Source organism: Ramlibacter sp. 2FC, assembly GCF_005503345.1.
Lineage (GTDB): Bacteria > Pseudomonadota > Gammaproteobacteria > Burkholderiales > Burkholderiaceae_C > SCMQ01.
In genome coordinates, this window is sequence record NZ_SCMM01000023.1 from 22,995 (window position 1) to 43,668 (window position 20,674).

Sequence of the window (20,674 nt, forward strand, 5' to 3'; positions counted from 1 at the left end):
GCGGTGTGCGTAAGTGCACCGCCGTCCAGCTTGTCAGACCATGAAAATTCTCGTACTCGGCTCGGCCGCCGGCGGCGGCTATCCCCAGTGGAATTGCAACTGCGCTCTGTGCGCTGGCGTGCGCAGCGGCAGCCTGCAGGCCCGGCCGCGCACACAAAGCTCCATCGCAGTGTCGCAGGATGGGCAGCGTTGGGTGTTGCTCAACGCGTCGCCGGATCTCGGACAACAGATACGCCATTCGCCGTCACTACATCCGCGCAGCGCGCCACGGCACACCCCCATCGAGGCCGTGGTGCTGATGGACGCACAGATCGACCACGTCACCGGCCTGCTCAGCCTTCGCGAAGGCCCACCGATCGAGCTGTACTGCACTCCCTGCGTATTCGAGGACCTGAGCGCCGGCCTGCCCATTCTCCCGACACTGCAGCACTACTGCGGCGTGCGCTGGCACCCGTTGCCGGTCGGCGACGCCGATGTGACAGCGGAGTTCCACATCGATGCGGCCCCGGCGCTGCGCTTCCGCGCACTGGCGATTCCAAGCAAGGCGCCGCCCTATTCTCCGCATCGAAACAACCCCGTGGTCGGCGACAACATCGCCCTTGTGGTGGATGACCCCGTCACGGGAGAGTGCTTGTTCTATGCGCCCGGGCTCGCGCAAATCGGGGAGCACGAGCTGAGTGCGATGCAAAGCGCCACCTGCGTGATGGTCGACGGCACCTTCTGGACCGACGACGAGATGATTGCCGCCGGCCTCGCGCCCAAAACCGCAAAGGCCCTCGGCCACCTGCCGCAAAGCGGGCCGCAAGGCATGGTTACCACACTCGCGTCGCTGCCCGCCCGGCGCAAGGTGCTCATCCACATCAACAACAGCAACCCGATCCTCGACGAAGACAGCGATCAGCGTCGCGAGCTGCAAGCCCGAGGCATCGAAGTCGCACACGACGGCATGGAGATCGAACTATGAATGCGGTGCTGGAACGCGTAGCGAACGAGGCGTCCTGGTCGGCCCCCGAATTTGAGTCTCGGCTGCGCGCCAAGGAAAGCGGCTACCATATTCACCATCCGTTCAACCAGCGGCTCAACCGTGGCGAGCTTCAGCCATTCCAGGTTCGCGGATGGGTGGCCAACCGCTTCTATTACCAGGTCTGCATCCCGATCAAGGATGCAGCCATCCTGTCGAACTGCCCTGATCGAGACGCGCGGCGCCACTGGATTCAGCGTGTGCTCGATCACGACGGCCATGGCGACTACCTGGATGCCGCCGCCGGCGGGATCGAGGCCTGGGTGCGCCTGGGCGAGGCGGTGGGCCTCACCCGCGACATGCTATGGTCGCAAAAGCTCGTCGTGCCGGGCGTACGCTTCGCGGTCCAGGCCTATGTGAACTTCGCGCGGCAGGCGTCGTGGCAGGAAGCTGCGATCTCGTCGCTCACCGAAATGTTCGCGCCGAAGATCCATGCGGACCGTCTGAGCACATGGCCGACATGCTACCCGTGGATCGAAGCAGAAGGCCTCGCCTACTTCCGCAGCCGCATCCCGCTGGCTGCCCGCGATGTCCAACACGGCCTGCAGATCGCGCGCGACTGGTGCTGCACGCGTGAGCGGCAACAGCGCGCGCTCGACATTGTGCAGTTCAAGCTCGACGTGCTTTGGTCGATGCTCGATGCGATCGAGCGCGCCTACCCGGACGATCTCGCGCCGGAGCAGCGGCCATGAAGCCGCTGCGCCCCGAACACCGGCCGACGGTGTCCGCCCTGTACCGGCTGCAACACGAGCCGGCGCAACAGTGCTGGGTGTTGCTGTATCCAGAAGGCATGGTGAAGCTCAACGCCACCGCCGCCGAGATCCTGCGCCGCTGCGACGGCGCCACGTCCATCGAGCAGCTCATCGCGGACGTCGAGCGCGATTTCGCCCCGGCCGACGTGCGCGCCGACGTCTGCGATTTTCTGGTTGACGCCCATGAACGCGGTTGGCTCGTCTGACGCGGCCGCGCGGCCCGGCCCGCCGCTCTGGCTGTTGGCAGAGCTGACCTACCGCTGCCCGCTGCACTGCGTGTTCTGCTCGAACCCGCTCGACTACGCGGCGCACCGCAAGGAGCTCGACACCGCGGCCTGGCTCGACGTGCTCGATCAGGCCCGCGCGCTTGGCGCGGTCCAGCTTGGACTATCGGGCGGCGAGCCGCTGCTGCGCGACGATCTCGAAGTCATCGTCGCCCATGCGCACCGGCTCGGCTTTTACGTCAACCTGGTCACCTCGGGCGTCGGCCTCACCGAAGCGCGCGCGAAGGCACTGAAGGACGCGGGGCTCGACCATATCCAGCTCTCGTTCCAGGACTCGACGCGCGAGCTCAACGACTTCCTCTCGTCGACGCGCACCTTCGATCTGAAGGCCAAGGTGGCGGCCATTATCAAGAAGCTCGGCTATCCAATGGTGCTCAACTGCGTGATGCATCGCTACAACCTGCCGCACGTGGATCGCATCATCGCGATGGCCGAAGACATTGGCGCAGAGTTCCTCGAGCTCGCGAACACCCAGTACTACGGCTGGGCATGGCTGAACCGGGATGGGCTGATGCCCAAGCCCGACGAGCTGACCGCAGCCGAGGCGATCGTCGAGCAGCACAAAGAGCGTCTCGCCGGCCGCATGAAGATCTACTGGGTCTCGCCCGACTATGCGGAACACAAGCCGAAGGCCTGCATGAACGGCTGGGGTTCGGTGTTCCTGCTGGTAGCGCCCGACGGCGCGGCGCTGCCTTGCCACAGCGCGCGCATGCTGCCTCTCGAGGTGCCTCTCGTGCAGACACAGTCCCTGTACGACATCTGGTACTCGAGCGACATGTTCAACCGCTACAGAGGTACCGCATGGATGAGCCCCACGTGCGGCAGCTGTGACGAGCGCGAACGCGACCATGGTGGCTGCCGCTGCCAGGCATATCTGCTGACCGGCTCGGCGGAGGCCACCGACCCGGTGTGCCCGAAGAGCCCCCAGCATGGCATTGTCCAGGGCATCGTCAGCCGAGCGCAGTCGTCGGCTGCCGGGCAGCCGTTGACCTTCGTACCCAGCGCGGCGCGCGGATCTCCCCTTGTCTACCGCAGCGACCGCAACTCGCAGCGCTACATCGACGGGGAATTGACATGCTGAAGGTCCGCGGCCTAGAGAAGCGCTACGGGGATCGGCAGGCGTTGGCGAACCTGAGCTTTTCGCTGCCCCCCGGCTGCTTTGCGATGCTGCTCGGGCCCAACGGCGCAGGGAAGTCCACGCTGTTCCAAATTCTCACGGGCCTTTTCGCTCCCGACGCCGGAGAGATCGAGGTCGCCGGCCATGTGCTGCGCGATGAGCCCATTCAGGCTTTGCGGAGCATGGGTGTGGTGTTCCAGCAGATCTCTTTGGACCTGGACCTTTCGGTGCTACGCAACCTGCGCCTGCATGCGGACCTGCACGGCATCGCGCGCAAGATGGCTGACGAACGCATCAACGAAGGCTGTGCGTTGCTGGATCTTGAGGACATGCTGGATCGCCCAACCCGCGCGCTTTCCGGTGGCCAGCGGCGCAAAGTCGAGCTCGTGCGTGCGCTGCTGCATCGGCCGCTACTGCTTCTGATGGACGAGCCCACCGTCGGGCTCGACCCGAAGTCACGCCGCGACCTGCTGGCCGCGCTGCGCGAGGATGTGCGACAGCGCCGCAGCAGCGTGCTGTGGGCCACGCACCTTGTCGAAGAGACGGCATATGCCGATCGCGTGCTGTTGCTTCATCGAGGCCGCATGCTGGCGGACGGCACGCCCGAAGAAGTCACACGCGCGCTCGGCGGCCGTTCGCTCGAGCACGGTTTCTTGGAGGCTACCGCATGAAGAAATCTGCCGCGGCGCTGCTGTTCGCCGCTTTCCTGACTCAAGTCCAACCGGCTCAAGCGCAGGGCATGGCCTTCGTATCCAGCGAGAAAGACCACGCGCTGACCGTCATTGATCTCGCAAGCCTCACCGTCACCGGCACCATCCCCACCTGCAAGCGGCCGAGGCACATGCAGCTAATGCCCGACCGCAGGCACCTGATCGTGGCCTGCGGCGACGGCAACGTGGCTGACGTGATCGACATCGCCGCGCGCAAGTCAGTGCGGCGCCTGAACCTCGGCGACGATCCTGAGGCCTTCGACCTCTCCCCCGATGGCAAAACACTGTATGTCTCCAACGAAGACGAAGGTGCCCTGTCGTTCATCGACGTCGCTAGCGGCCAGATCAAGGCCAGTGTTCCGGTGGGCAAGGAGCCCGAAGGCGTGAAGGTCTCGCCTGACGGAAAGACCGTGTGGGTGACATCCGAGGTGGCAAACCTCGTGCATGTCATCGACACCGCCAGCGCCAAAGTCGTGCGCAACGTCAAGGTCGGTGCGCGGCCTCGCCGCTTCGCGCTCACAGCCAACGGCTCACAGCTGTGGGTGAGCAACGAGATGGGGGCGTCGGTCAGCGTGCTGTCCACACGCGACTACTCGCTGATCGGTACCATCGAGTTCAAGCTGCCCGGTGCCCGATCCACGGACATCACCCCAGTGGGTTTGACAATGACGCGCGACGGCAAAAGAGCCTTCGTCGCGCTCGGCCGTGCCAACCATGTCGCATTCGTCGACGTGGCCACGCGCAAGGTCACCGACCTTGTGCTGGTGGGCAAGCGCGCATGGAACGTTGCGCTGGACAAGGCGGAGTCACGGCTTTTGGTCTGCAATGGGCTGAGCGACGATCTCACGGTGATCGACGTGGCTGCGGCGAGGCCTGTCAAGACGATCCCCGTCGGCCGCGTGCCGTACGCGGCGGTGGTGATTGAATGAAGCGGCTGTTCGGTATCGTCCTGTGCGCCTGCACGCAGATCGCCGCGGCACACGGTGTGACGCTGCTGCTGCGCGCCGACGACGCGCGGCTGGAGCGTAGCCGTGTCGAGCGCGCCTACCTCGGCCATCCCGGCGGGCCGGCAAGCGATGGGCTGGAGCTGGCGCTTGCCGACGCCCGCATCGAGCTCGAGGCGGCCAGGGCGAAGCTCGATCTGGAGGTGGTGCATGTCGCTTCGCCGGCCGCTGCTCGCGACGCAGCCATCAAGGCACAGACCGTTGGCCGTGCGGCACTCGTCGCCGATCTTCCAGCCGAGTGGCTGCTCGCCGCAGCGGATGCGGCGAAGCTGCCACTGCTCAACGTAGGTGACGCGGCCGATCGCCTGCGCGAGCAAGACTGTCGGCCGCAGCTGAAGCACCTTCTGCCCAGCGAGCGCATGCGCGTCGATGCACTCGCGCAGTGGCTTGCCGGGCAGCGCTGGACACAGGTTCTGCTGCTCACCGGGCCGGCTGCCGACGATGCGCTCCGCGCCGCCGCTGTGCGCAAGGCAATCACGAGGTATGGACTCAGGCTCGTCGCCGAGCGCAGTTTCAAGCTCTCGGCCGATCCGCGCGAGCGCGACAAGGCCAACCTGCGCTTGCTCACCAGCGGTGTCACCTACGACGCGATCTGGGTCGTGGACAGCGACGGCGAGTTCGCACGCACGCTGCCCTACCGCAGCGTGCTGCCGCGGCCGGTGGTCGGCGACGCGGGGATGGTGGCGCTCGCCTGGGCGCCGGGCTTCGAGCGCTTTGGCGCGCCGCAGCTCGCGCGTCGCTTCGTTCGGCGCGCCGGCCGGCCGATGACCGACCGTGACTGGTCCGCATGGGTAGCCGGCAAACTGCTCGTCGCCGCGGCGATCGCGACCCCCAAGGGCACGCCTGCCGTATTGGCCAAGATGCTGGCGAGCGCCGAGGTGGACGGTGGAAAGGGCGTATCGCTGAGCTTGCGCTCGTGGGATGGCCAGTTGCGCCAGCCTCTGCTGCTGACTGACGGCCAGGGCGTGATCGCCAGCGCGCCGCTCGACGGCATGCTGCATGCGAAGAACACGTTGGACACGCTAGGTGCCGACGCTCCGGAGCGCTTGTGCAAGTCGAACCTGTGAAACATGCGCTGCAGGCGGCGCGCGCGATCGTGCTGCGCGAACTGCTGAAATTCTCGCACCAGCGCGGTCGGTGGATTGCAGCACTGGTGCGCCCCGTGCTGTGGCTCGCGGTGTTCGCTGCGGGTTTTCGCAACGTCTTCGGCGTGGCGATCGTCGAGCCTTACGAAACCTACGTGCCCTACGATCTCTACATCGCGCCGGGCCTGGTCGCCATGGTACTGCTCTTCAACGGCATGCAGGGCAGCCTCGCCATGGTCTATGACCGCGAGATGGGCCTGATGCGCCTGCTCCTCACCGCCCCGTTGCCACGCTGGTGGATCCTTGCGGCCAAGCTGGTGGCGACGGCGTTGCTGTCGCTGCTACAGGCCGTGGCGTTCGTTGGGATCGCCGCCTTGCTGGGCACCCCGCTGCCGCTGTGGGGTGCGCAGACGCCTCACGTTCTGCTCGCGGCCTCGATGTCCGCGCTGATGCTCGCTGCGATGGGCCTGTTGCTGAGCGTGCACGTGAAGCAACTCGAAAACTTCGCGGGCACGATGAACTTCGTCATTTTTCCCATGTATTTCATCTCTACTGCGTTGTACCCGCTGTGGAAGCTGCAAGAGTCCGGTGTCCAGTGGATCTACGTCGTCGCGCAGCTGAACCCTTTCACCCACGCCGTGGAGTGGATGCGTTTCGCGATGTACGGGAAGGACGCCGGGGCTGCGCCCTGGGTCGTTCTGTGCACCTTGGGGGTATGCTTCGCGCTCGCCGCCTGGTGCTACGATCCCCAGCGTGGCTTTGGCGCCCTCTCGCGCAAAGGAGAGACGGCATGAACCCCTCAACCTAGAACCGCAGTTGCCCCCAGGCGCAACCCAAGGAATTCAGCACTGGTACGGGTTTGCGATGATTTGGCAGACTCACCCGATGGGTGAAGCCTACGAACCGAAGGAGACCACGCTAGCGCAGGCCAGCGCTGAAGTGATGGTGGCCGACACGATGGGCGGGCGCATGCACGTGCGTTGGGACGAGACGGCCCAGGCCACGCCGCATGGGCAGATCGTGTTCTTCGCCTCAGTGTCCATTTGAATCCTCTCGTGGACACCATCCTCGCCTCACAACCACGTCACCTCAAGGTGGTCCGGCCATCCGCTTACGAACTCGAAGTGCTCCACGAACGGTGGTTTCGAGAAGTACGGACCCACGATGGCGCGCCATTGCGCGTACGCAGGGGAGGTCCGAAATCCCACCGTGTGGTCTTCGAGCGTGTCCCAGTGGAGCAGAAGCATGTAACGCTCGGGCGATTCCATACTGCGCCGCACTTCGTACTTGCGGAAGCCCGTGACCTTCGACAGGACCGTATCGAGGCCGCGCTTCGCGGCCTCCTCAAAGTCGGCCTGCCGGCCAGGGTGGATGCGGATGTCGGCAAGTTCCAGGATCATGAATTCGTCCTCAAAGGGGCATCTCGTTGCGGATCCAGGCCAACGCGGAATCGTGGCAAGGAGACCATTCGAGCTCGCGCCGCGCTCGCCTTGCGCGGACGCGGCTGTTGCTTCCGTAGGTGTAGTAGGCACGGGCGGGGCCCCATGACTTGGCTGCCTCATCCGCCGGGACCGACTCGACAGAGCCCATCCCGAGGCGCGCGGCGATAGCCTCACCGATCGCCGCGAACGAGGCCTCGCCGTTCTCGGCGAAATAGAAGGAGCCGGCCGGCGCCTTTTCCAGGGCGAGCAGATACAAGTTCGTGAGGTCGTCGATGTGGACCGTGGACCATCGGTTCAGGCCATGGCCAACCACCCGCACCACACCGTTTGTGCGCGCCTGCTCGACCAGGAAGGGGATTTGAATGCTGTGCGGGTTCAATCCTCTGCCCACGCCATAGATCAATGTGGGGCAGATGACGACGCTGCGCACACCGCGTTCGGCAGCCCCCAGCAGCATGCCGTTGAGCTCATGTCGGGCCCGCTTGGCGAGCCCGACCACGAAGGGCGTGTCTTCGTCGAAGACCGTGTCCGAGAGGCAGTTGCCGGGGGCGTCGTCGCCGACGACGCTCGATCCGCTGGTATGCAGCAGGGGCTTGCCGGATCCCTCTGGAAAATACCCGAAACATATAACCTACGGTGATACATTTGAGTCCGCCTTTCCTGGCATTGCCTCATGAGCAGAACGCCACTTCACCACCGAATTCGCTTGAGCCAGTTGAGGCTGCTGGTGGGCATTGCCGAGACCGGCTCACTGTTGGGTGCAGCCGAAACACTTCACATTACCCAGCCGGCTGCAACCAAGGCACTGCGGCAAATGGAGCAAGCCGTAGGCGAGATCCTGGTCCGTCGCGGCAGCGGCGGAAGCGTGCTCACGGACACGGGAGAACTCTTGTGCAAACGGGCCCGCACCATCCTCGTCGAGTTGAATGATGCCGAGGAGGAGCTAGGGCTCTGGCATTCGGGCGGTGCCGGTCATGTCACCATCGGCGCCCTTCCGGTGGCTACCCCGATGCTCGTACCCGAGATGTTGCATGAGTTGACAGTCAAGGCCCCACGCATCACGGTGCGAGTCGTCGAGGGTAACTCGGACAGCGTGTTTAGAGAGCAACTGAAAGCTGGTCACCTCGACATGCTGGTAGGCAGATTCTGGCCTGGAGAAGATGCCCAGTTGCAGACTGAAGTCTTGTATGAGTCAAGCTTCCGTCTGGGTGTGCGCGCCGATCATCCCTTGGCGGGCAAGCGGCGCCTTCAACTGAGCGATCTGATAAGCCTGCCCTGGATACTTCCACCTCTGGGAACCCATACCCGAACGGCACTGGAGGACATGTTTCGAGTGGCCGGCCAAGGTATGCCACCGCATCCTGTGGAAACCACATCGTTTCTGGTCATGCGCTCCCTGCTTCAGCGCACGGACATGATTTGTCCCGTACCCATAGAAGTGCTGCACGGCGACGTGAAGCAAGGGCTCTTGCGGTTCTTACCTGTGAAGCTCGACATGAAAGTACCGCCTGTAGGCCTGGTTCGCCATGCCAGACGGACACCCTCGCCAGCAGCAAATACCGTGATTGAACAGCTTCGCGAGGTCGGTCATCGCGCCACCAGCACCTACAAGGAAAAAGGCTGATATCGCGAGCCCCGCAGGGGCGTGGCGATACACACATGCCACCGTGAGGAGTCGCCATACCGTTACCATGCGAGCCCAGGACTCCACCATGACCCTCGCCATCATCGACTTCGAAACCACCGGCATCTCGCCGCAGCAGGGCGATCGCGCCACCGAGGTGGCCATCGTGAAACTGGAGAACGGCCGCGTGGTGGACCGCTTCCAGAGCCTGATGAACGCCGGGGTTCGCATCCCAGCCTTCATCACCCAGCTGACCGGCATCACGAATGCCATGGTGGCTGACGCGCCGCCGGCCGACCAGGTCATGGCCGAGGCGCACCGCTTCGTCGGCGCTGCGCCGCTGGTCGCGCACAACGCGGCCTTCGACCGTCGCTTCTGGCAGGCCGAGCTCGCGCGCCTGGATCTGGCCGCGGCCCATCCCTTTGCCTGCACCCTGCTGCTGTCGCGCCGCCTTTATCCGCAGGCGCCCAGCCACAAGCTGGGCGTGCTGGTCGACTACCACCGCCTGCCGCGCGCCGGCCAGGCGCACCGCGCCCTGGCCGACGCCGAGATGGCGGCCGAGCTGCTGGGGCGCATCCTGCAGGACCTGCGCCGGCGCTGGGGCCTGGACCAGCCCGACCATGCGCTGCTGATGGCGCTGCAGCGCTGCGCCCGCCCCGGGGTGGACGCGCTGATGGCGCGCTACGCCATGGCCTGAGCCCGCACCAGGGCTCCGGCAGGCGGCAGCGCCCATAATTCCCGGCATGAAAGCCCATGTCCACCCCGCCACCCCTCTGTCCACCCGCGACACCACGCGCATAGACGACACGCGCATCGGCGCCGTGCGTCCCCTGATCACGCCGGCCCTGCTGCAGGAATGGCTGCCCGTGCCCGAGGCGGCCGAGGCCCTGGTGGCGCAAAGCCGCGCCGCCATCTCGCGCGTGCTGCACGGCGCCGACGACCGCTTGGTGGTGGTGGTCGGCCCCTGTTCCATCCACGACCACGACCAGGCCATGGCCTATGCGCAGCTGCTCAAGGCCCAGGCCGACGCCCTGCAGGACGAGCTGCTGATCGTGATGCGGGTCTACTTCGAGAAGCCGCGCACCACCGTGGGCTGGAAGGGCTATATCAACGACCCGCACCTGGACGGCAGCTTCGCGATCAACGAGGGGCTGGAGATGGCGCGCCAGCTGCTGCTGGACCTGCTGGCGCTGGGCCTGCCGGTGGGCACCGAGTTCCTGGACCTGCTGAGCCCGCAGTTCATCAGCGAGCTCGTGAGCTGGGGCGCGATCGGCGCGCGCACCACCGAGAGCCAGAGCCACCGCCAGCTGGCCTCGGGCCTGTCCTGTCCGGTGGGCTTCAAGAACGGCACCGACGGCGGCGTCAAGGTGGCGGCCGACGCCATCCTGGCCGCGCAGGCGCCGCACGCCTTCATGGGCATGACCAAGATGGGCCAGTCCGCGATCTTCGAGACGCGCGGCAACGACGACTGCCATGTGATCCTGCGCGGCGGCAAGCAGCCCAACTACAGCGCGGCCGACGTGGCCGCCGCCTGCGCCCTGCTCAAGGCCGCCGGCCTGCGCGAGCAGGTGATGATAGACCTCTCGCACGCCAACAGCAGCAAGCGCCACGAGCGCCAGATCGACGTGGCCGCCGACGTGGCGCGCCAGGTCGCGGGCGGCGAGCGCCGCATCATGGGCGTGATGATCGAGAGCCATCTGAACGAGGGCCGGCAGGACATCGTGCCCGGCCAGCCGCTGGAGTACGGCGTCTCGGTGACCGACGCCTGCATCAGCATGGCGCAGACCGTGCCGGTGCTGCAGCAGCTGGCGCAGGCGGTGCGGGCGCGTCGCGGCACCTAGATCCGGTTACAAGCTCTACATCCGCGACGTCCATGTAACAGCGAATCCGGGCAGACTGAAGCCGTGTTCAACAGCCAAGGAGCTACACATGACGAAGTTCTCTCTGCGTTCCATTCCCGCCGCGATGCTGATCACCACGGCCATGACCTGGGGCCTGTCGGCGCAGGCTGCCGGCCTCGGCGTGGGGGTGGGCGCTGGTGTGGGAGCGAACGCGGGGGCTGCGGGCGTGAGCGTGGGTGCCCAGGCGGGTGCCGGCGCTGATGTGCGGGCCCGCGCCCTGGAGCAGAACCAGGCCCAGTCTGGCACCAACAGCCAGGGCGCCACGGCCACCTCGGCCGTGACCGACGCCAAGGCCAGCGGCCAGACCGGCATAGGGGCCGATGTGAGCGGCGCCGTCTCGGCGGACGGCAAGGCAGTGGCCGAGGACGCGCGCCAGGGTGCACGCAAGGGCGCCAAGGCGGCCCAGCGCGGCAAGGAAAAGCTGCAGGGCGCGACGCAGCTCGATGCCGGCGTCAAAGCCCAGGGCCAGGCCGACCTGAAGGCCGCGCCCTAAGCCACGGCAATACGGTGAAACCGGGCGCCCCTTGCTCAGCGCAGGGGGCGCTTTTTTCTTGCCTTCAGCGCGGGCGGCGCGGCGCCATGGGGCCGCGGCCCTCGAGGTGGCGGAACTTGATGCGGCCCTTGCTCAGGTCGTAGGGCGACAGCTCCAGCGAGACCTTGTCGCCGGCCAGGATGCGGATGTGGTTCTTGCGCATCTTGCCCGCCGAATAGGCCACCAGCTGGTGACCGTTTTCCAGCGTCACACGAAAGCGCGTGTCGGGCAGCACCTCGTTCACGACGCCCATCATCTCAATCAGGTCTTCCTTGGCCATGGTCTGTTCCTATCTTGGTAATGAGATCAATCAATGCGCGCGCGTGGTCTCGCGCACCCAGTTCAGCCCCTGCTCGATGGCGTAGCTTGCGGCCGCCTCGTGGGTGGGGAAATCGTCGATGAAGCGCATCACCCGGTCGGTGGACGCGCTGCCGCGGCCGCTGGCGATGGACACCTGCGCGGCATAGCGGCCGCCCTCGAGCGCGCGAGGGCACGCGGCAATGCGGTACTTGCCGAGGGTGATGGCGGAATGCGAAAAACGTTTGTCGTTATGAATCATCAAGAAAATGCCAGGGCGCGCGGCCCCTGGCCGGCAACGCCCGAATACGGGACCGTGGCAGCCCTGCTGCCGTTCAAGCCCGCCTGGAGACCCTGGGCCGCCGCCACGAAGGCAGGGGCCGGGGCACGAACCGCAGCAGCGGCGTCGTGAACAGAAGGGAGAATAAACCGCCACGCCGTGAGATGGGTGGCCAGGTACGCCCATGCAGGGCCGGACTGCGTGCCCCTCTGCCGGGGGCGGATGCGTGCAGACCACAGAAGGCCGGAACGCAGTCAGTCGCCAAGGACGAGCAAGGAATGTACCACGTTCCTCGATTGGGGGTCGCCGGCATCGCAAAAGACCTGCGGGCAGCGCGGCAACCCCGGGTGCGGGACAAGCCTGTGGATGGTTTCGGCACAACAGGGCAGTTGTCCACAGGCCGGCGGCCCGGCGCCGACTTGTTCAGTTTTCGAGGACAGCGCGAGCGCGCACCCGCCCACAGCCAGCCACCCTCTGCAAATCCTTGTCCTGGAAGGAAAAAAGAGCCTTGTCCACAGAAGAGGCGCAGGCTTATCTACTACTACTATTAAAAATTAGAAGATAAGAAGAAGACAGGAAAACAACTCGCGCCGGCCGACGGGCCTTCAGTCGTCCTCGTCGCGGTGCCGGTTGCTGCGCCAGATCGCGCGCACCAGCCACAGGCCGCCGATCACGGCGCCGCCGAAACCCATGAAGCCGAAGGCCGGCAGGCCGAACAAGGTGGGGCCGGCGCGCACGGTCATCACGATGGACGAGCCAATGATCAGAGCCGCGATCACCAGGGCCAGGGCCAGGCGGCTGGCGGCGCGGTCGATCTGGTCGCCGACGCGGCGCAGGTGGGCGAGCTCGATGTTGACGTGCACCTGGCCACGGCGCGCGCTGCGCAGCAGGCGCGAGACATCGTGCGGCAGCTGCTCGGCCAGGGCCATGGCGCGGCGCAGGGTCTGCCAGGTGCGCTGGGCCAGGGCCTTGGGCTGGTAGCGCGCACGTATCACCTGCTTGAGCAGCGGCAGGGCCTCGGTGGCCATGTGGAAACCCGGGTCCAGGTTGCGCCCCATGCCCTCTAGCGTGATGAAGGCCTTGATCAGCAAGGCCAGGTCGGAAGGCAGGGCCAGGTGGTGCTCGCGCAGGATGGCCGTCACGTCGGCCAGCATCTGGCCCAGGTTGAGCTGGGCCAGGGGCACGCCGTGGTACTGGTCGACGAAGGCCTCGATCTCGGTCTCGAGCTGGGCCTGGTTCACGGCATGGTCGTCGCCGGTCCAGTCCAGCAGCACGTCGGCCACGGCCTGGGGGTCGTGCTCGACCAGGCCCAGCAGCAGCTGCAGCAGCTCCTCGCGCCTGCGTACCGAGAGTCGCCCCACCATGCCAAAGTCGATGAAGGCGATGCGGTTGCCCGGCAGGTAGAACACGTTGCCGGGATGCGGGTCGGCGTGGAAGAAGCCGTCCTCGACGATCATCTTGAGCACGGCGTGGGCACCGCGCCGCGCGAGCTCGGCGCGGTCGAAGCCGGCCTCGGGGCTGAGCGCGTCGAGCTGGTTGCCGGGAATGCCGCCCACATGGTCCTGCACGTTGATGCGCTCGTGGGTGTGCTGCCAGTGCACGCGCGGGATCACGATCTCGGGAATGGCGGCCAGGTTGGCGCCTATGCGCTCGGCGTGGCGGCACTCGGCCGCGAGGTCGAGCTCGCGCCGCAGCGAGCGCGAGAACTCGCGCACCAGCTGGCGCGGCCGGTAGGGCTTGAGCGCCAGCATCTCGGCCTCGGCCAGGGCGGCCAGGCGTGCCAGCAGGCGCAGGTCGGCCTCGATCACCTCGCGTATGCCGGGCCGGCGGATCTTGACCACGACCTCGGTGCCGTCCTTGAGCTGGGCCCGGTGCACCTGGGCGATCGAGGCCGCGGCCACCGGCTCGGTGTCGAAGCGGGCGAACACGGCCTCGGGTTCGCCGCCGAGGTCCTCGCACAGCTGCAGCCGCAGTTCCTCGAAGGGCACGGCCGGCACCTGGGCGTGCAGCTTCTCGAGCTCGGCAATCCATTCGGGGCCGAACAGGTCCGCGCGGCCGGCCAGGATCTGGCCGAGCTTGACGAAGGCGGGGCCGAGTTCCTCCAGCGCCAGGCGCACCTGGGCCGGCGGCTCGATGCGGGCCAGGTCGGCCACATGCTCCCACTTGAGCGCGTGGCCGGCGCGCTCCAGCTGGTCGGCCAGGTTGAGACGGCGCACGGTGTCGCCGAAACCGTGCCGTATCAGTACGCCAACGATGTCGTTGAGGCGTCTGAGATCGCGCGCCGTGCCCAGGGTCTCGATCAGCATGGGGGCATGATAGCCCCGCGCCCTGCCTGCGCCTACCCGGGCTTGGGCGGCATCACTTGGCGTCCGGCAGCTCGATCTTGACTTCGAGCACCTCGAGGTTGTCCTGGCGCTCGAGGTGGACCTTGATGTCCTGCTGGTTGATCTTGATGTACTTGCAGATCACGGCCATCAGGTCGCGCTGCAGGGCCGGCAGGTAGTCCGGCTCGCCGGGGTTGCGCCCGCTGCGCTCGTGGGCCAGGATGATCTGCAACCGCTCTTTGGCCACGCTGGCGGTCTTTTTCTTCTCGCCGAGCAGGAAGGAGAGTAAGGACATGGCTCAGCGCCCTCCGAACAGGCGCTTGAGGAAGCCGGGCTTCTCCGCGTCGACGAAGCGCATGGGGCGGTCCTCGCCCAGGAAACGGTCGATCACGTCGAGGTAGGCGTTGGCCACGTCCGTGCCCTTGAGGTGCACGGCCGGCGTGCCCTGGTTGGAGGCCTGCAGCACGGCCTCGCTCTCGGGCACCACGCCGATCAGCCGGATGCGCAGGATGTCCTGGATGTCCTCGAGCGAGAGCATCTGGCCGTCGGCCACGCGGTTGGGGTTGTAGCGCGTGATCAGCAGGTGCTCCTTGACCGGCTCCTTGCCCGCGATCGCGCGCCGGGTCTTGCTGCCCAGCATGCCCAGGATGCGGTCGGAGTCGCGCACCGAGGACACCTCGGGGTTGGTCACCACCAGGGCCTCGTCGGCGAAATGCATGGCCATCAGGGCCCCGGTCTCGATGCCGGCCGGCGAGTCGCAGACGATGTACTCGAAGCCCATGGCGGCCAGGTCGTTCAGCACCTTCTCGACCCCATCCTGGGTCAGCGCGTCCTTGTCACGCGTCTGCGAGGCGGCCAGCACGTAGAGCTTGTCGCTCTGCTTGTCCTTGATCAGGGCCTGGTTGAGGTTGGCCTCGCCCTGGATCACGTTGATGAAGTCGTAGACCACGCGCCGCTCGCAACCCATGATCAGGTCCAGGTTGCGCAGGCCGACGTCGAAATCGATCACGGCGGTCTTGAAGCCGCGCAGGGCGAGGCCGGTGGCGAAGCTGGCGCTGGTGGTGGTCTTGCCCACACCGCCTTTGCCCGAAGTCACAACGACGATTTTTGCCATCAGTGAAAAGTCTTTCTGAAAAATGTGGGTGGGTGGAATTCAGGCCGGCACAGCACGCAAAGCGACAAGCGTGGGGGTTTCATGGCTGTTCAGGCTTTCAGCGGTTCCATGACCAGCTTGTCGCCGTCCGGGCCCGCCACCAGGCGCACCTGGGTGGGTTGGCCCCAGATTTCGGGCGGCAGCGCATTTTCGCTGGTCCGGTAGATGCCGGCGATGGAGATCAGCTCGGGTTCCATGCTGAGCGCGAAGATACGGGCCTGGCCGTCGCCGCGCGCGCCCGCGATGGCCTTGCCGCGCAGCGGCGCGTAGACATGGATGTGGCCGTCGGCGATCACCTCGGCGCCCGGGTTGACGATGGCGCGCACGATCAGGTCGCGGCCGCGCGCATAGACCTGCTGTCCCGAACGCAGGGGACGGTCTATCACCAGGGCGCCTTGCGGCTGGGCCGCGGCGGGTGCTGCGGCCGGAGCGGGTGCCGGCGCCGCGGCCTGGGTTTTCTGCACCAGGGCGTCGGCGGCAGGCACCAGGCCGGCGGCCTGGGCCGCGGCGAGCTGGGCCGGGCTGCCGCCGCGCACCGCCAGCGGCAGCAGGCGGTAGCCGCGCAGCAGCTCCAGCAGGGCGGGGAAGTCCAGTTCCGCTTCCGGGTCGCTGTCCTGCAGCGGGGTCAGGTCGACCAGCAGCGGGTCCTGGTCGAAGAAGTCGGGGATGTCGCCGAAGCGCTGGGCCAGATCCCTTGCCACGTCAGCCAGCTCGGCCGACTTCAGCAGCAGCGCCACCAGAGGCAGGTTCGCGCTCTTGATCTCGAACGTTGCAGGGGCGCTTCCTGCGAGGGCAACAGGCATGGGAAAAAGGGCACGGAAAGAAGCAAATCTTAACAGCCGGGCGGCCGCCACTTGTGAGCGGGCGCAACGCCGGTCACCAGAGTTTTCAGCGGCGGCAATGGGCCTTGCCGCGGCGCTCATACGGCGGCCTGAAGTTGTTCCTGGTTTTCTTTCTGTTCTCTATTAATTAATAGTCGTAGTAGATAAGGATCGGCTGCTTCTGTGGAAAAGCCATTTTTTCCCAGTCATGTCAGGCACTTGCATGCGATGAACTCATGTGGGCGCCCATGCTTCCGTGGTGTGCCGCAGCCATGAACAAATCAGGGCCACGGGCTTTTTCTGTGGATAAGTGCCTACTTGTCAAAAAACTATCCACAGCTTTGTGCCGCTGGTGCGTTTTCGGGCTCAATGCGCGCCCGTCAAGGCGGCCGCCACGGCGCGCTTGAACGGCGGGCAATGCTGGCCCAGGCGCAGCGCCAGGCCGCGCAGCAGGCGTGCCGGCGGGCTCTCCTGGGTGTACAGGCGCGCGATCAGCTGGGTCGCGAGGTAGATCGGCCGCGAGGCCTGGCGCTGCTCGCGTTCGTAGGCCGCCAGGTCCTGCGGCGCGGCGATGTCGCGGCCGGCGGTCTGGGCGGCGCGCACGCGGGCGGCCAGGCGCTCCACGCCCAGCAGGCCCAGGTTGAAGCCATGGGCCGTGACCGGGTGCATGCCCAGGGCGGCGTCGCCCACGCAGGCAAAGCGCGGCCCGACCAGGCGCTGCGGGTAGACGGCCACCAGCGGGTAGGCGTGGCGCGTGCTGGCCAGGCTCATGGGGCCCAGGCGGCCCGCGAAGCGGCGCGTCATCTCGCGGCCGAAGGCCGGCGGCTCCAGAGTCAGCAGCGGCTCTATGGCCGGCGTGGGCAGGGTGAGCACGACCGAGGCGCGCGGCGCGCCGCTGGCCGGGTCGTCGTTCATCGGCAGCAGGGCCAGGGTCTGGCCATGGTCGAACCATTCCCAGGCCGTGTGCTGGTGCGGCTTCTCGTGGTTCATGCAGCACACCAGCATGCTGCGGCCGAAGTCGTGCTGGTCGGCGGCGATGCCCATGGCGCGCCGCGTTGCCGAGAATCGGCTGTCGGCCGCCACCAGCAGCCGGGCGCGCAGGGCCTGGCGCGGGGCGCGTTGACGCGGCGCAAGGGCCGTAGCCTTGACCAGCCGCCTATTTCTCCAGCATCCACTGGATCACGAACTTGGCGGCAAAGCCCACCATGCCGAAGGCCAGGCCCAGGAACAGCACGAAGGTGCCGAACTTGCCGGCCTTGGACTGCCAGGCCAGGTGGGCGATGATGAACAGCATGTAGAGCATGAAGGCGGCCACGCCGAAGCTGAGGCCGAAGGCGGCGATCTGCTCTTCCGTGTAGCCGAACATCAGGCCTCCCCGGCGGGCGGCAGGCGCTCGGGCAGGGCCGTGGCGTCGACCAGGTCGCGGTAGGCATGCCAGCTGGCATGGCCGAGCAGGGGCACGACGAAGACCAGGCCCAGCAGCAGCGACAGCAGTCCCAGCAGCGTGAAGCCCATGATCAGCGCGGCCCACAGGGCCAGGGGCAGGGGGTTGCTCAATACCGCCTGCCAGCTGGTGAGCACGGCCTGCAGCACCGTGACCCGGCGGTCCAGCAGCAGCGGCATGGCGACCACGCTGGAGGCGAACACCGGCGCGGCCAGCAGCCCGCCCAGCGTGAGCCAGAGCTCGAACAGGTGGTGGCCAGGCGCCAGCACCACATGGCGCACGAAGTCCATGGGCGTGAGCACGGGCTGGGGCGCGAGCAGGGTGATCAGCGCGGCCGAGGTCAGCACCCAGCCCGTTCCCGCCAGGGCCAAGAGCAGGCCGAAGCGCACCAGGCTCCAGTAGCCGGCCGGCTCGCGCCGGCGCCAGCCCTGCCAGCGGGTCCAGGTGGCGACCAGCAGGCGCAGGTTCACCGGCTCGCCGCGCTCCAGGGCGCGGCTCATGGCATAGAGGCTGGTGGCCAGCACCGGCGCGACGACCAGGAAACCCGAGAAGGCGCCGGCCAGCAGCCAGAAGCGGTCGTGCGCCAGCGCCACCAGCATTGCGCCGAAGCTGGCCAGCGCCAGCCCATGGAAGAAGCTGAGCCAGCCGCAGCGCGCGATGTCGCGCCAGGCCAGGGCCAGCCAGTGCAGCGGCTGGTCCAGGGCGATCTCGCGCACCGCGGGCAGGGCCGGTGCGGCCTGCGCGGGCTTCTGGGGAGGCTTGGGGGAAGGGGCGGGCGGCACGGTGCGGCAAGCTTAGCGCGCCTGGCCCCAAACAGGCTTGATCTGTGTCAATTCACGCCGGGCGGCGAGGCGCCCGGCGGATCGCGGCCCTGTAGAGCCGGGCTTCAGTGGCGCGGGCCCATGCCGTGGTGGCCCTGTTGACCGTGGCGGCCACGGCCGAAATGGCGCAGGGTCTGGTCATCGAAGGTCTTCTTCTGCTCGGGCGTCAGCGCGGCGTAGAAGGTCTTGGTGGCGTCGGCGTAGCGGCGCATCTGCTCGTCGCGCTCGGCCTTGAAGGCCTGCATCCGGTCGATGCGCTCGGGCGTGCTGAGCTTCTCGAACTCGGCGCGGTCCGGGCGTGCGCGCGGCGTGGCCGGCAGCTGGGTGGCGGCGGTGAAGGCGGTCCAGGCGCTTTCCTGGGCCGGGTTCAGCTTGAGCGTTTCCTTGAGCTCGGCCAGGTGCTTGGCGCGGTGCTCCTGCATGCGCTGATGCATGCGCGCCGGGTCGTGCGGTTCCATGCGTTGCGCAGCCGGCGGACCGCCGGGAGGAGGAGGCGTCTGGGCGGTGGCGGCCAGGCCCAGGGAGGCCAGCAGGGTGGCGACGAGCAGGTGTTTGCGAAACTGTTTCATGGTGCTTACTTTCCTTGAGAAGAAGCCTGACGGCGCAAGGCGGGCATCAGGTTGAAGGGAAGTCTGCGCGGGCCTTGTATCGCCCCCATGGCGCCTGCATGAGCCTTTGTAAAGTTGCATGAAAAAGGCCGGTAAGCCGGCCTTTTCGATCACGCGGGGCTGGCGCGGCTGGACCCGGACGCGGGTCAGGCCAGGCGGCCGTTGCGGAAATCGTCCATGGCCTGCATCAGCTGCTCGCGCGTGTTCATCACGAAGGGGCCGTACTGCGCGATCGGCTCGCGCAGCGGCCGGCCGGCGATCAGCAGGGCGCGCGTGTCCTGGTCGGTCGCGGCGTGAAGGCAGACGCCGTCGCCCTGGTTGGCCAGGATGGCCATCTGCTGCCGGGGCACGGCCGTGACCTCGCCGTTCGGTGCCAGCACCTCCACGGTGCCGCGGTAGACGTAGAGGAAGGCGTTGTGCTCGGGCGGCAGAGGCTGCTGGAAGGTGGCGCCCTCGACCAGGAAATGCAGGTCCAGGTACAGCGGGTCGGTCGGAAAGCGCGCCGGGTCGCGCTGCATGGCGCCGGCCACGCCGTGCGAGCTGCCGGCGATCACGCGCACATGCACGCTGCCGCGCAGGTCGCCGTCGGCGCCGTCGGGCGTGGTGAACACGGGGATCTCCTCGCTCTGGATGTCGCGGTAGCCGGGCTCGCACATCTTGTCGCGTGCCGGCAGGTTGAGCCACAGCTGGAAGCCCTCCATCACGCCCTCCTCCTGCTCGGGCAGCTCGCTGTGGATCAGGCCGCGGCCGGCGGTCATCCACTGCACGCCGCCGTTTTGCAGCAGGCCCTCGTGGCCGGCGCTGTCCTTGTGGCGCATGCGGCCGGCGATCATGTAGGTCACGGTCTCGAAGCCGCGGTGCGGGTGGTCGGGAAAGCCCGCGCCGTAGTCGTCGGGGTTGTCGCTGGCGAAGCTGTCGAGCATCAGGAAGGGGTCCAGCCGCTGCTGCAGGTCCTGCGTGAGCACGCGCCTGAGCTTGACGCCCGCGCCGTCGCTGGTGGGCTGACCGGTGACCAGCCGTTCGACGCGGCTCGGCTGCTCGACGAAGGGGAGGTGGGCGGGGGTGTTCATGGCCACATGATGCCGCAGCCAGGCGGCCTTGGCCACACCGATCCATGTCATGCGGCCTCGCCCGCGTGCCGGTTCATGCCGCGACCGCGTAGCCTTCCTCGGCGATGGCCTGGGCCAGCGACTCGCGCGGCTGTTCGGACTGGACCTCGACGCGACCCTGGGAGCGGTCTATGCGCACCTCGGCCTGCGGGTCGAGCTGGCGGATGGCGCGGGTCACGGCCTTCTCGCAGTGGCCGCAGGTCATGCCCTGTACAGTGAAGCTCTGGTTCATGGCGTATTCCTCTTTCGATGACTGGGAAAGCATAGCCTGGACCTTGCCATCGTGGGAGGGTCAAGCCCCTGGTCGCCGACCCTGCTTGAGCCAGGGTTGATCCGGCGCAAGGC

General features: G+C 67.1%; 27 protein-coding genes. 13 read left to right on the plus strand and 14 right to left on the minus strand.

Annotated features, from left to right (window positions below):
- Positions 1–40: 40 nt before the first annotated feature.
- From pqqB to FFS10_RS22975, 9 genes are all read left to right on the plus strand, one after another.
- Positions 41–964: a pyrroloquinoline quinone biosynthesis protein PqqB gene (gene pqqB, locus FFS10_RS11780; RefSeq protein WP_137894660.1), complete on the plus strand. Its 924-nt coding sequence runs from the start codon at positions 41–43 to the stop codon at positions 962–964.
- On the plus strand, positions 961–1,713 hold the full coding sequence (gene pqqC, locus FFS10_RS11785) for a pyrroloquinoline-quinone synthase PqqC (protein WP_137894661.1): 753 nt from the start codon (positions 961–963) through the stop codon (positions 1,711–1,713). The genes pqqB and pqqC overlap by 4 nt, the downstream gene beginning before the upstream one ends.
- The gene (pqqD, locus tag FFS10_RS11790; RefSeq protein WP_137894662.1) at positions 1,710–1,979 is read left to right on the plus strand and encodes a pyrroloquinoline quinone biosynthesis peptide chaperone PqqD; all 270 of its coding nucleotides are present in this window, start codon (positions 1,710–1,712) and stop codon (positions 1,977–1,979) included. Before pqqC ends, pqqD begins: the two co-directional genes overlap by 4 nt.
- Positions 1,957–3,138, plus strand: coding sequence for a pyrroloquinoline quinone biosynthesis protein PqqE (gene pqqE / locus FFS10_RS11795; protein ID WP_137894663.1), 1,182 nt, complete (start codon positions 1,957–1,959; stop codon positions 3,136–3,138). The genes pqqD and pqqE overlap by 23 nt, the downstream gene beginning before the upstream one ends.
- Entirely contained in the window at positions 3,132–3,845 is a 714-nt protein-coding gene (locus FFS10_RS11800; RefSeq protein WP_137894664.1) for a lanthanide ABC transporter ATP-binding protein PedB/LutE, read from the plus strand. Before pqqE ends, FFS10_RS11800 begins: the two co-directional genes overlap by 7 nt.
- Entirely contained in the window at positions 3,842–4,813 is a 972-nt protein-coding gene (locus FFS10_RS11805) for a PQQ-dependent catabolism-associated beta-propeller protein (RefSeq protein ID WP_137894665.1), read from the plus strand. Before FFS10_RS11800 ends, FFS10_RS11805 begins: the two co-directional genes overlap by 4 nt.
- The gene (locus FFS10_RS11810) at positions 4,810–5,955 is read left to right on the plus strand and encodes a type 1 periplasmic-binding domain-containing protein (protein ID WP_137894666.1); all 1,146 of its coding nucleotides are present in this window, start codon (positions 4,810–4,812) and stop codon (positions 5,953–5,955) included. The genes FFS10_RS11805 and FFS10_RS11810 overlap by 4 nt, the downstream gene beginning before the upstream one ends.
- Positions 5,937–6,767, plus strand: a complete 831-nt coding sequence (locus FFS10_RS11815) for a lanthanide ABC transporter permease protein PedC (RefSeq protein ID WP_249931262.1) — start codon at positions 5,937–5,939, stop codon at positions 6,765–6,767. The genes FFS10_RS11810 and FFS10_RS11815 overlap by 19 nt, the downstream gene beginning before the upstream one ends.
- A gap of 91 nt (positions 6,768–6,858) precedes the next feature.
- Positions 6,859–7,020, plus strand: coding sequence for a hypothetical protein (locus FFS10_RS22975; RefSeq protein WP_171017878.1), 162 nt, complete (start codon positions 6,859–6,861; stop codon positions 7,018–7,020).
- 26 nt (positions 7,021–7,046) lie between these two features.
- On the opposite strand, the gene FFS10_RS11820 is transcribed toward FFS10_RS22975, so the two are convergent.
- Together FFS10_RS11820 and FFS10_RS11825 are read right to left on the minus strand one after the other, a co-directional pair.
- Positions 7,047–7,373 carry an antibiotic biosynthesis monooxygenase family protein gene (locus tag FFS10_RS11820; protein ID WP_137894667.1) on the minus strand — a complete coding sequence of 109 codons (327 nt, stop codon included), beginning with the start codon at positions 7,371–7,373 and terminating at the stop codon, positions 7,047–7,049.
- Between the two features lie 10 nt (positions 7,374–7,383).
- Positions 7,384–8,043 carry an NAD-dependent epimerase/dehydratase family protein gene (locus FFS10_RS11825; RefSeq protein ID WP_137894668.1) on the minus strand — a complete coding sequence of 220 codons (660 nt, stop codon included), beginning with the start codon at positions 8,041–8,043 and terminating at the stop codon, positions 7,384–7,386.
- A 78-nt stretch (positions 8,044–8,121) separates the two neighbouring features.
- On the opposite strand from FFS10_RS11825, the gene FFS10_RS11830 reads away from it, so the two are divergent.
- From FFS10_RS11830 to FFS10_RS22980, 4 genes are all read left to right on the plus strand, one after another.
- Positions 8,122–9,039: a LysR family transcriptional regulator gene (locus FFS10_RS11830; RefSeq protein ID WP_171016022.1), complete on the plus strand. Its 918-nt coding sequence runs from the start codon at positions 8,122–8,124 to the stop codon at positions 9,037–9,039.
- An 88-nt stretch (positions 9,040–9,127) separates the two neighbouring features.
- Positions 9,128–9,736 carry a 3'-5' exonuclease gene (locus FFS10_RS11835; protein WP_137894670.1) on the plus strand — a complete coding sequence of 203 codons (609 nt, stop codon included), beginning with the start codon at positions 9,128–9,130 and terminating at the stop codon, positions 9,734–9,736.
- A 46-nt stretch (positions 9,737–9,782) separates the two neighbouring features.
- Positions 9,783–10,880 (plus strand): 3-deoxy-7-phosphoheptulonate synthase, encoded by a 1,098-nt coding sequence (locus FFS10_RS11840; RefSeq protein WP_137894671.1) that lies wholly within the window; start codon positions 9,783–9,785, stop codon positions 10,878–10,880.
- Between the two features lie 88 nt (positions 10,881–10,968).
- Positions 10,969–11,433 carry a hypothetical protein gene (locus FFS10_RS22980; protein WP_171016021.1) on the plus strand — a complete coding sequence of 155 codons (465 nt, stop codon included), beginning with the start codon at positions 10,969–10,971 and terminating at the stop codon, positions 11,431–11,433.
- Positions 11,434–11,497: 64 nt separating this feature from the next.
- On the opposite strand, the gene infA is transcribed toward FFS10_RS22980, so the two are convergent.
- From infA to FFS10_RS11905, 12 genes are all read right to left on the minus strand, one after another.
- Positions 11,498–11,752: a translation initiation factor IF-1 gene (gene infA / locus FFS10_RS11850; RefSeq protein ID WP_137894672.1), complete on the minus strand. Its 255-nt coding sequence runs from the start codon at positions 11,750–11,752 to the stop codon at positions 11,498–11,500.
- Positions 11,753–11,782: 30 nt separating this feature from the next.
- Positions 11,783–12,031, minus strand: coding sequence for a DUF6566 family protein (locus tag FFS10_RS11855; protein WP_171016020.1), 249 nt, complete (start codon positions 12,029–12,031; stop codon positions 11,783–11,785).
- A 623-nt stretch (positions 12,032–12,654) separates the two neighbouring features.
- Complete coding sequence (locus FFS10_RS11860) at positions 12,655–14,355, minus strand: ABC1 kinase family protein (protein WP_137894673.1); 1,701 nt, start codon at positions 14,353–14,355, stop codon at positions 12,655–12,657.
- 52 nt (positions 14,356–14,407) lie between these two features.
- On the minus strand, positions 14,408–14,668 hold the full coding sequence (gene minE, locus FFS10_RS11865; protein WP_137894674.1) for a cell division topological specificity factor MinE: 261 nt from the start codon (positions 14,666–14,668) through the stop codon (positions 14,408–14,410).
- Between the two features lie 3 nt (positions 14,669–14,671).
- Positions 14,672–15,487, minus strand: coding sequence for a septum site-determining protein MinD (gene minD, locus FFS10_RS11870; protein ID WP_137894675.1), 816 nt, complete (start codon positions 15,485–15,487; stop codon positions 14,672–14,674).
- An 89-nt stretch (positions 15,488–15,576) separates the two neighbouring features.
- Positions 15,577–16,329 (minus strand): septum site-determining protein MinC, encoded by a 753-nt coding sequence (minC, locus tag FFS10_RS11875; RefSeq protein WP_137894676.1) that lies wholly within the window; start codon positions 16,327–16,329, stop codon positions 15,577–15,579.
- Between the two features lie 384 nt (positions 16,330–16,713).
- Positions 16,714–17,499 (minus strand): FAD-dependent monooxygenase, encoded by a 786-nt coding sequence (locus tag FFS10_RS11880; protein ID WP_137894677.1) that lies wholly within the window; start codon positions 17,497–17,499, stop codon positions 16,714–16,716.
- A gap of 4 nt (positions 17,500–17,503) precedes the next feature.
- Positions 17,504–17,713 carry a DUF2788 domain-containing protein gene (locus FFS10_RS11885; protein ID WP_171016019.1) on the minus strand — a complete coding sequence of 70 codons (210 nt, stop codon included), beginning with the start codon at positions 17,711–17,713 and terminating at the stop codon, positions 17,504–17,506.
- The gene (locus FFS10_RS11890; protein ID WP_137894678.1) at positions 17,713–18,573 is read right to left on the minus strand and encodes a DUF2189 domain-containing protein; all 861 of its coding nucleotides are present in this window, start codon (positions 18,571–18,573) and stop codon (positions 17,713–17,715) included. Before FFS10_RS11890 ends, FFS10_RS11885 begins: the two co-directional genes overlap by 1 nt.
- A 104-nt stretch (positions 18,574–18,677) precedes the next feature.
- Positions 18,678–19,181 carry a Spy/CpxP family protein refolding chaperone gene (locus FFS10_RS11895; protein ID WP_137894679.1) on the minus strand — a complete coding sequence of 168 codons (504 nt, stop codon included), beginning with the start codon at positions 19,179–19,181 and terminating at the stop codon, positions 18,678–18,680.
- A gap of 185 nt (positions 19,182–19,366) precedes the next feature.
- On the minus strand, positions 19,367–20,290 hold the full coding sequence (locus FFS10_RS11900; protein WP_137894680.1) for a pirin family protein: 924 nt from the start codon (positions 20,288–20,290) through the stop codon (positions 19,367–19,369).
- Between the two features lie 73 nt (positions 20,291–20,363).
- The gene (locus FFS10_RS11905) at positions 20,364–20,561 is read right to left on the minus strand and encodes a heavy-metal-associated domain-containing protein (RefSeq protein WP_137894681.1); all 198 of its coding nucleotides are present in this window, start codon (positions 20,559–20,561) and stop codon (positions 20,364–20,366) included.
- Between the last annotated feature and the right edge of the window lie 113 nt (positions 20,562–20,674).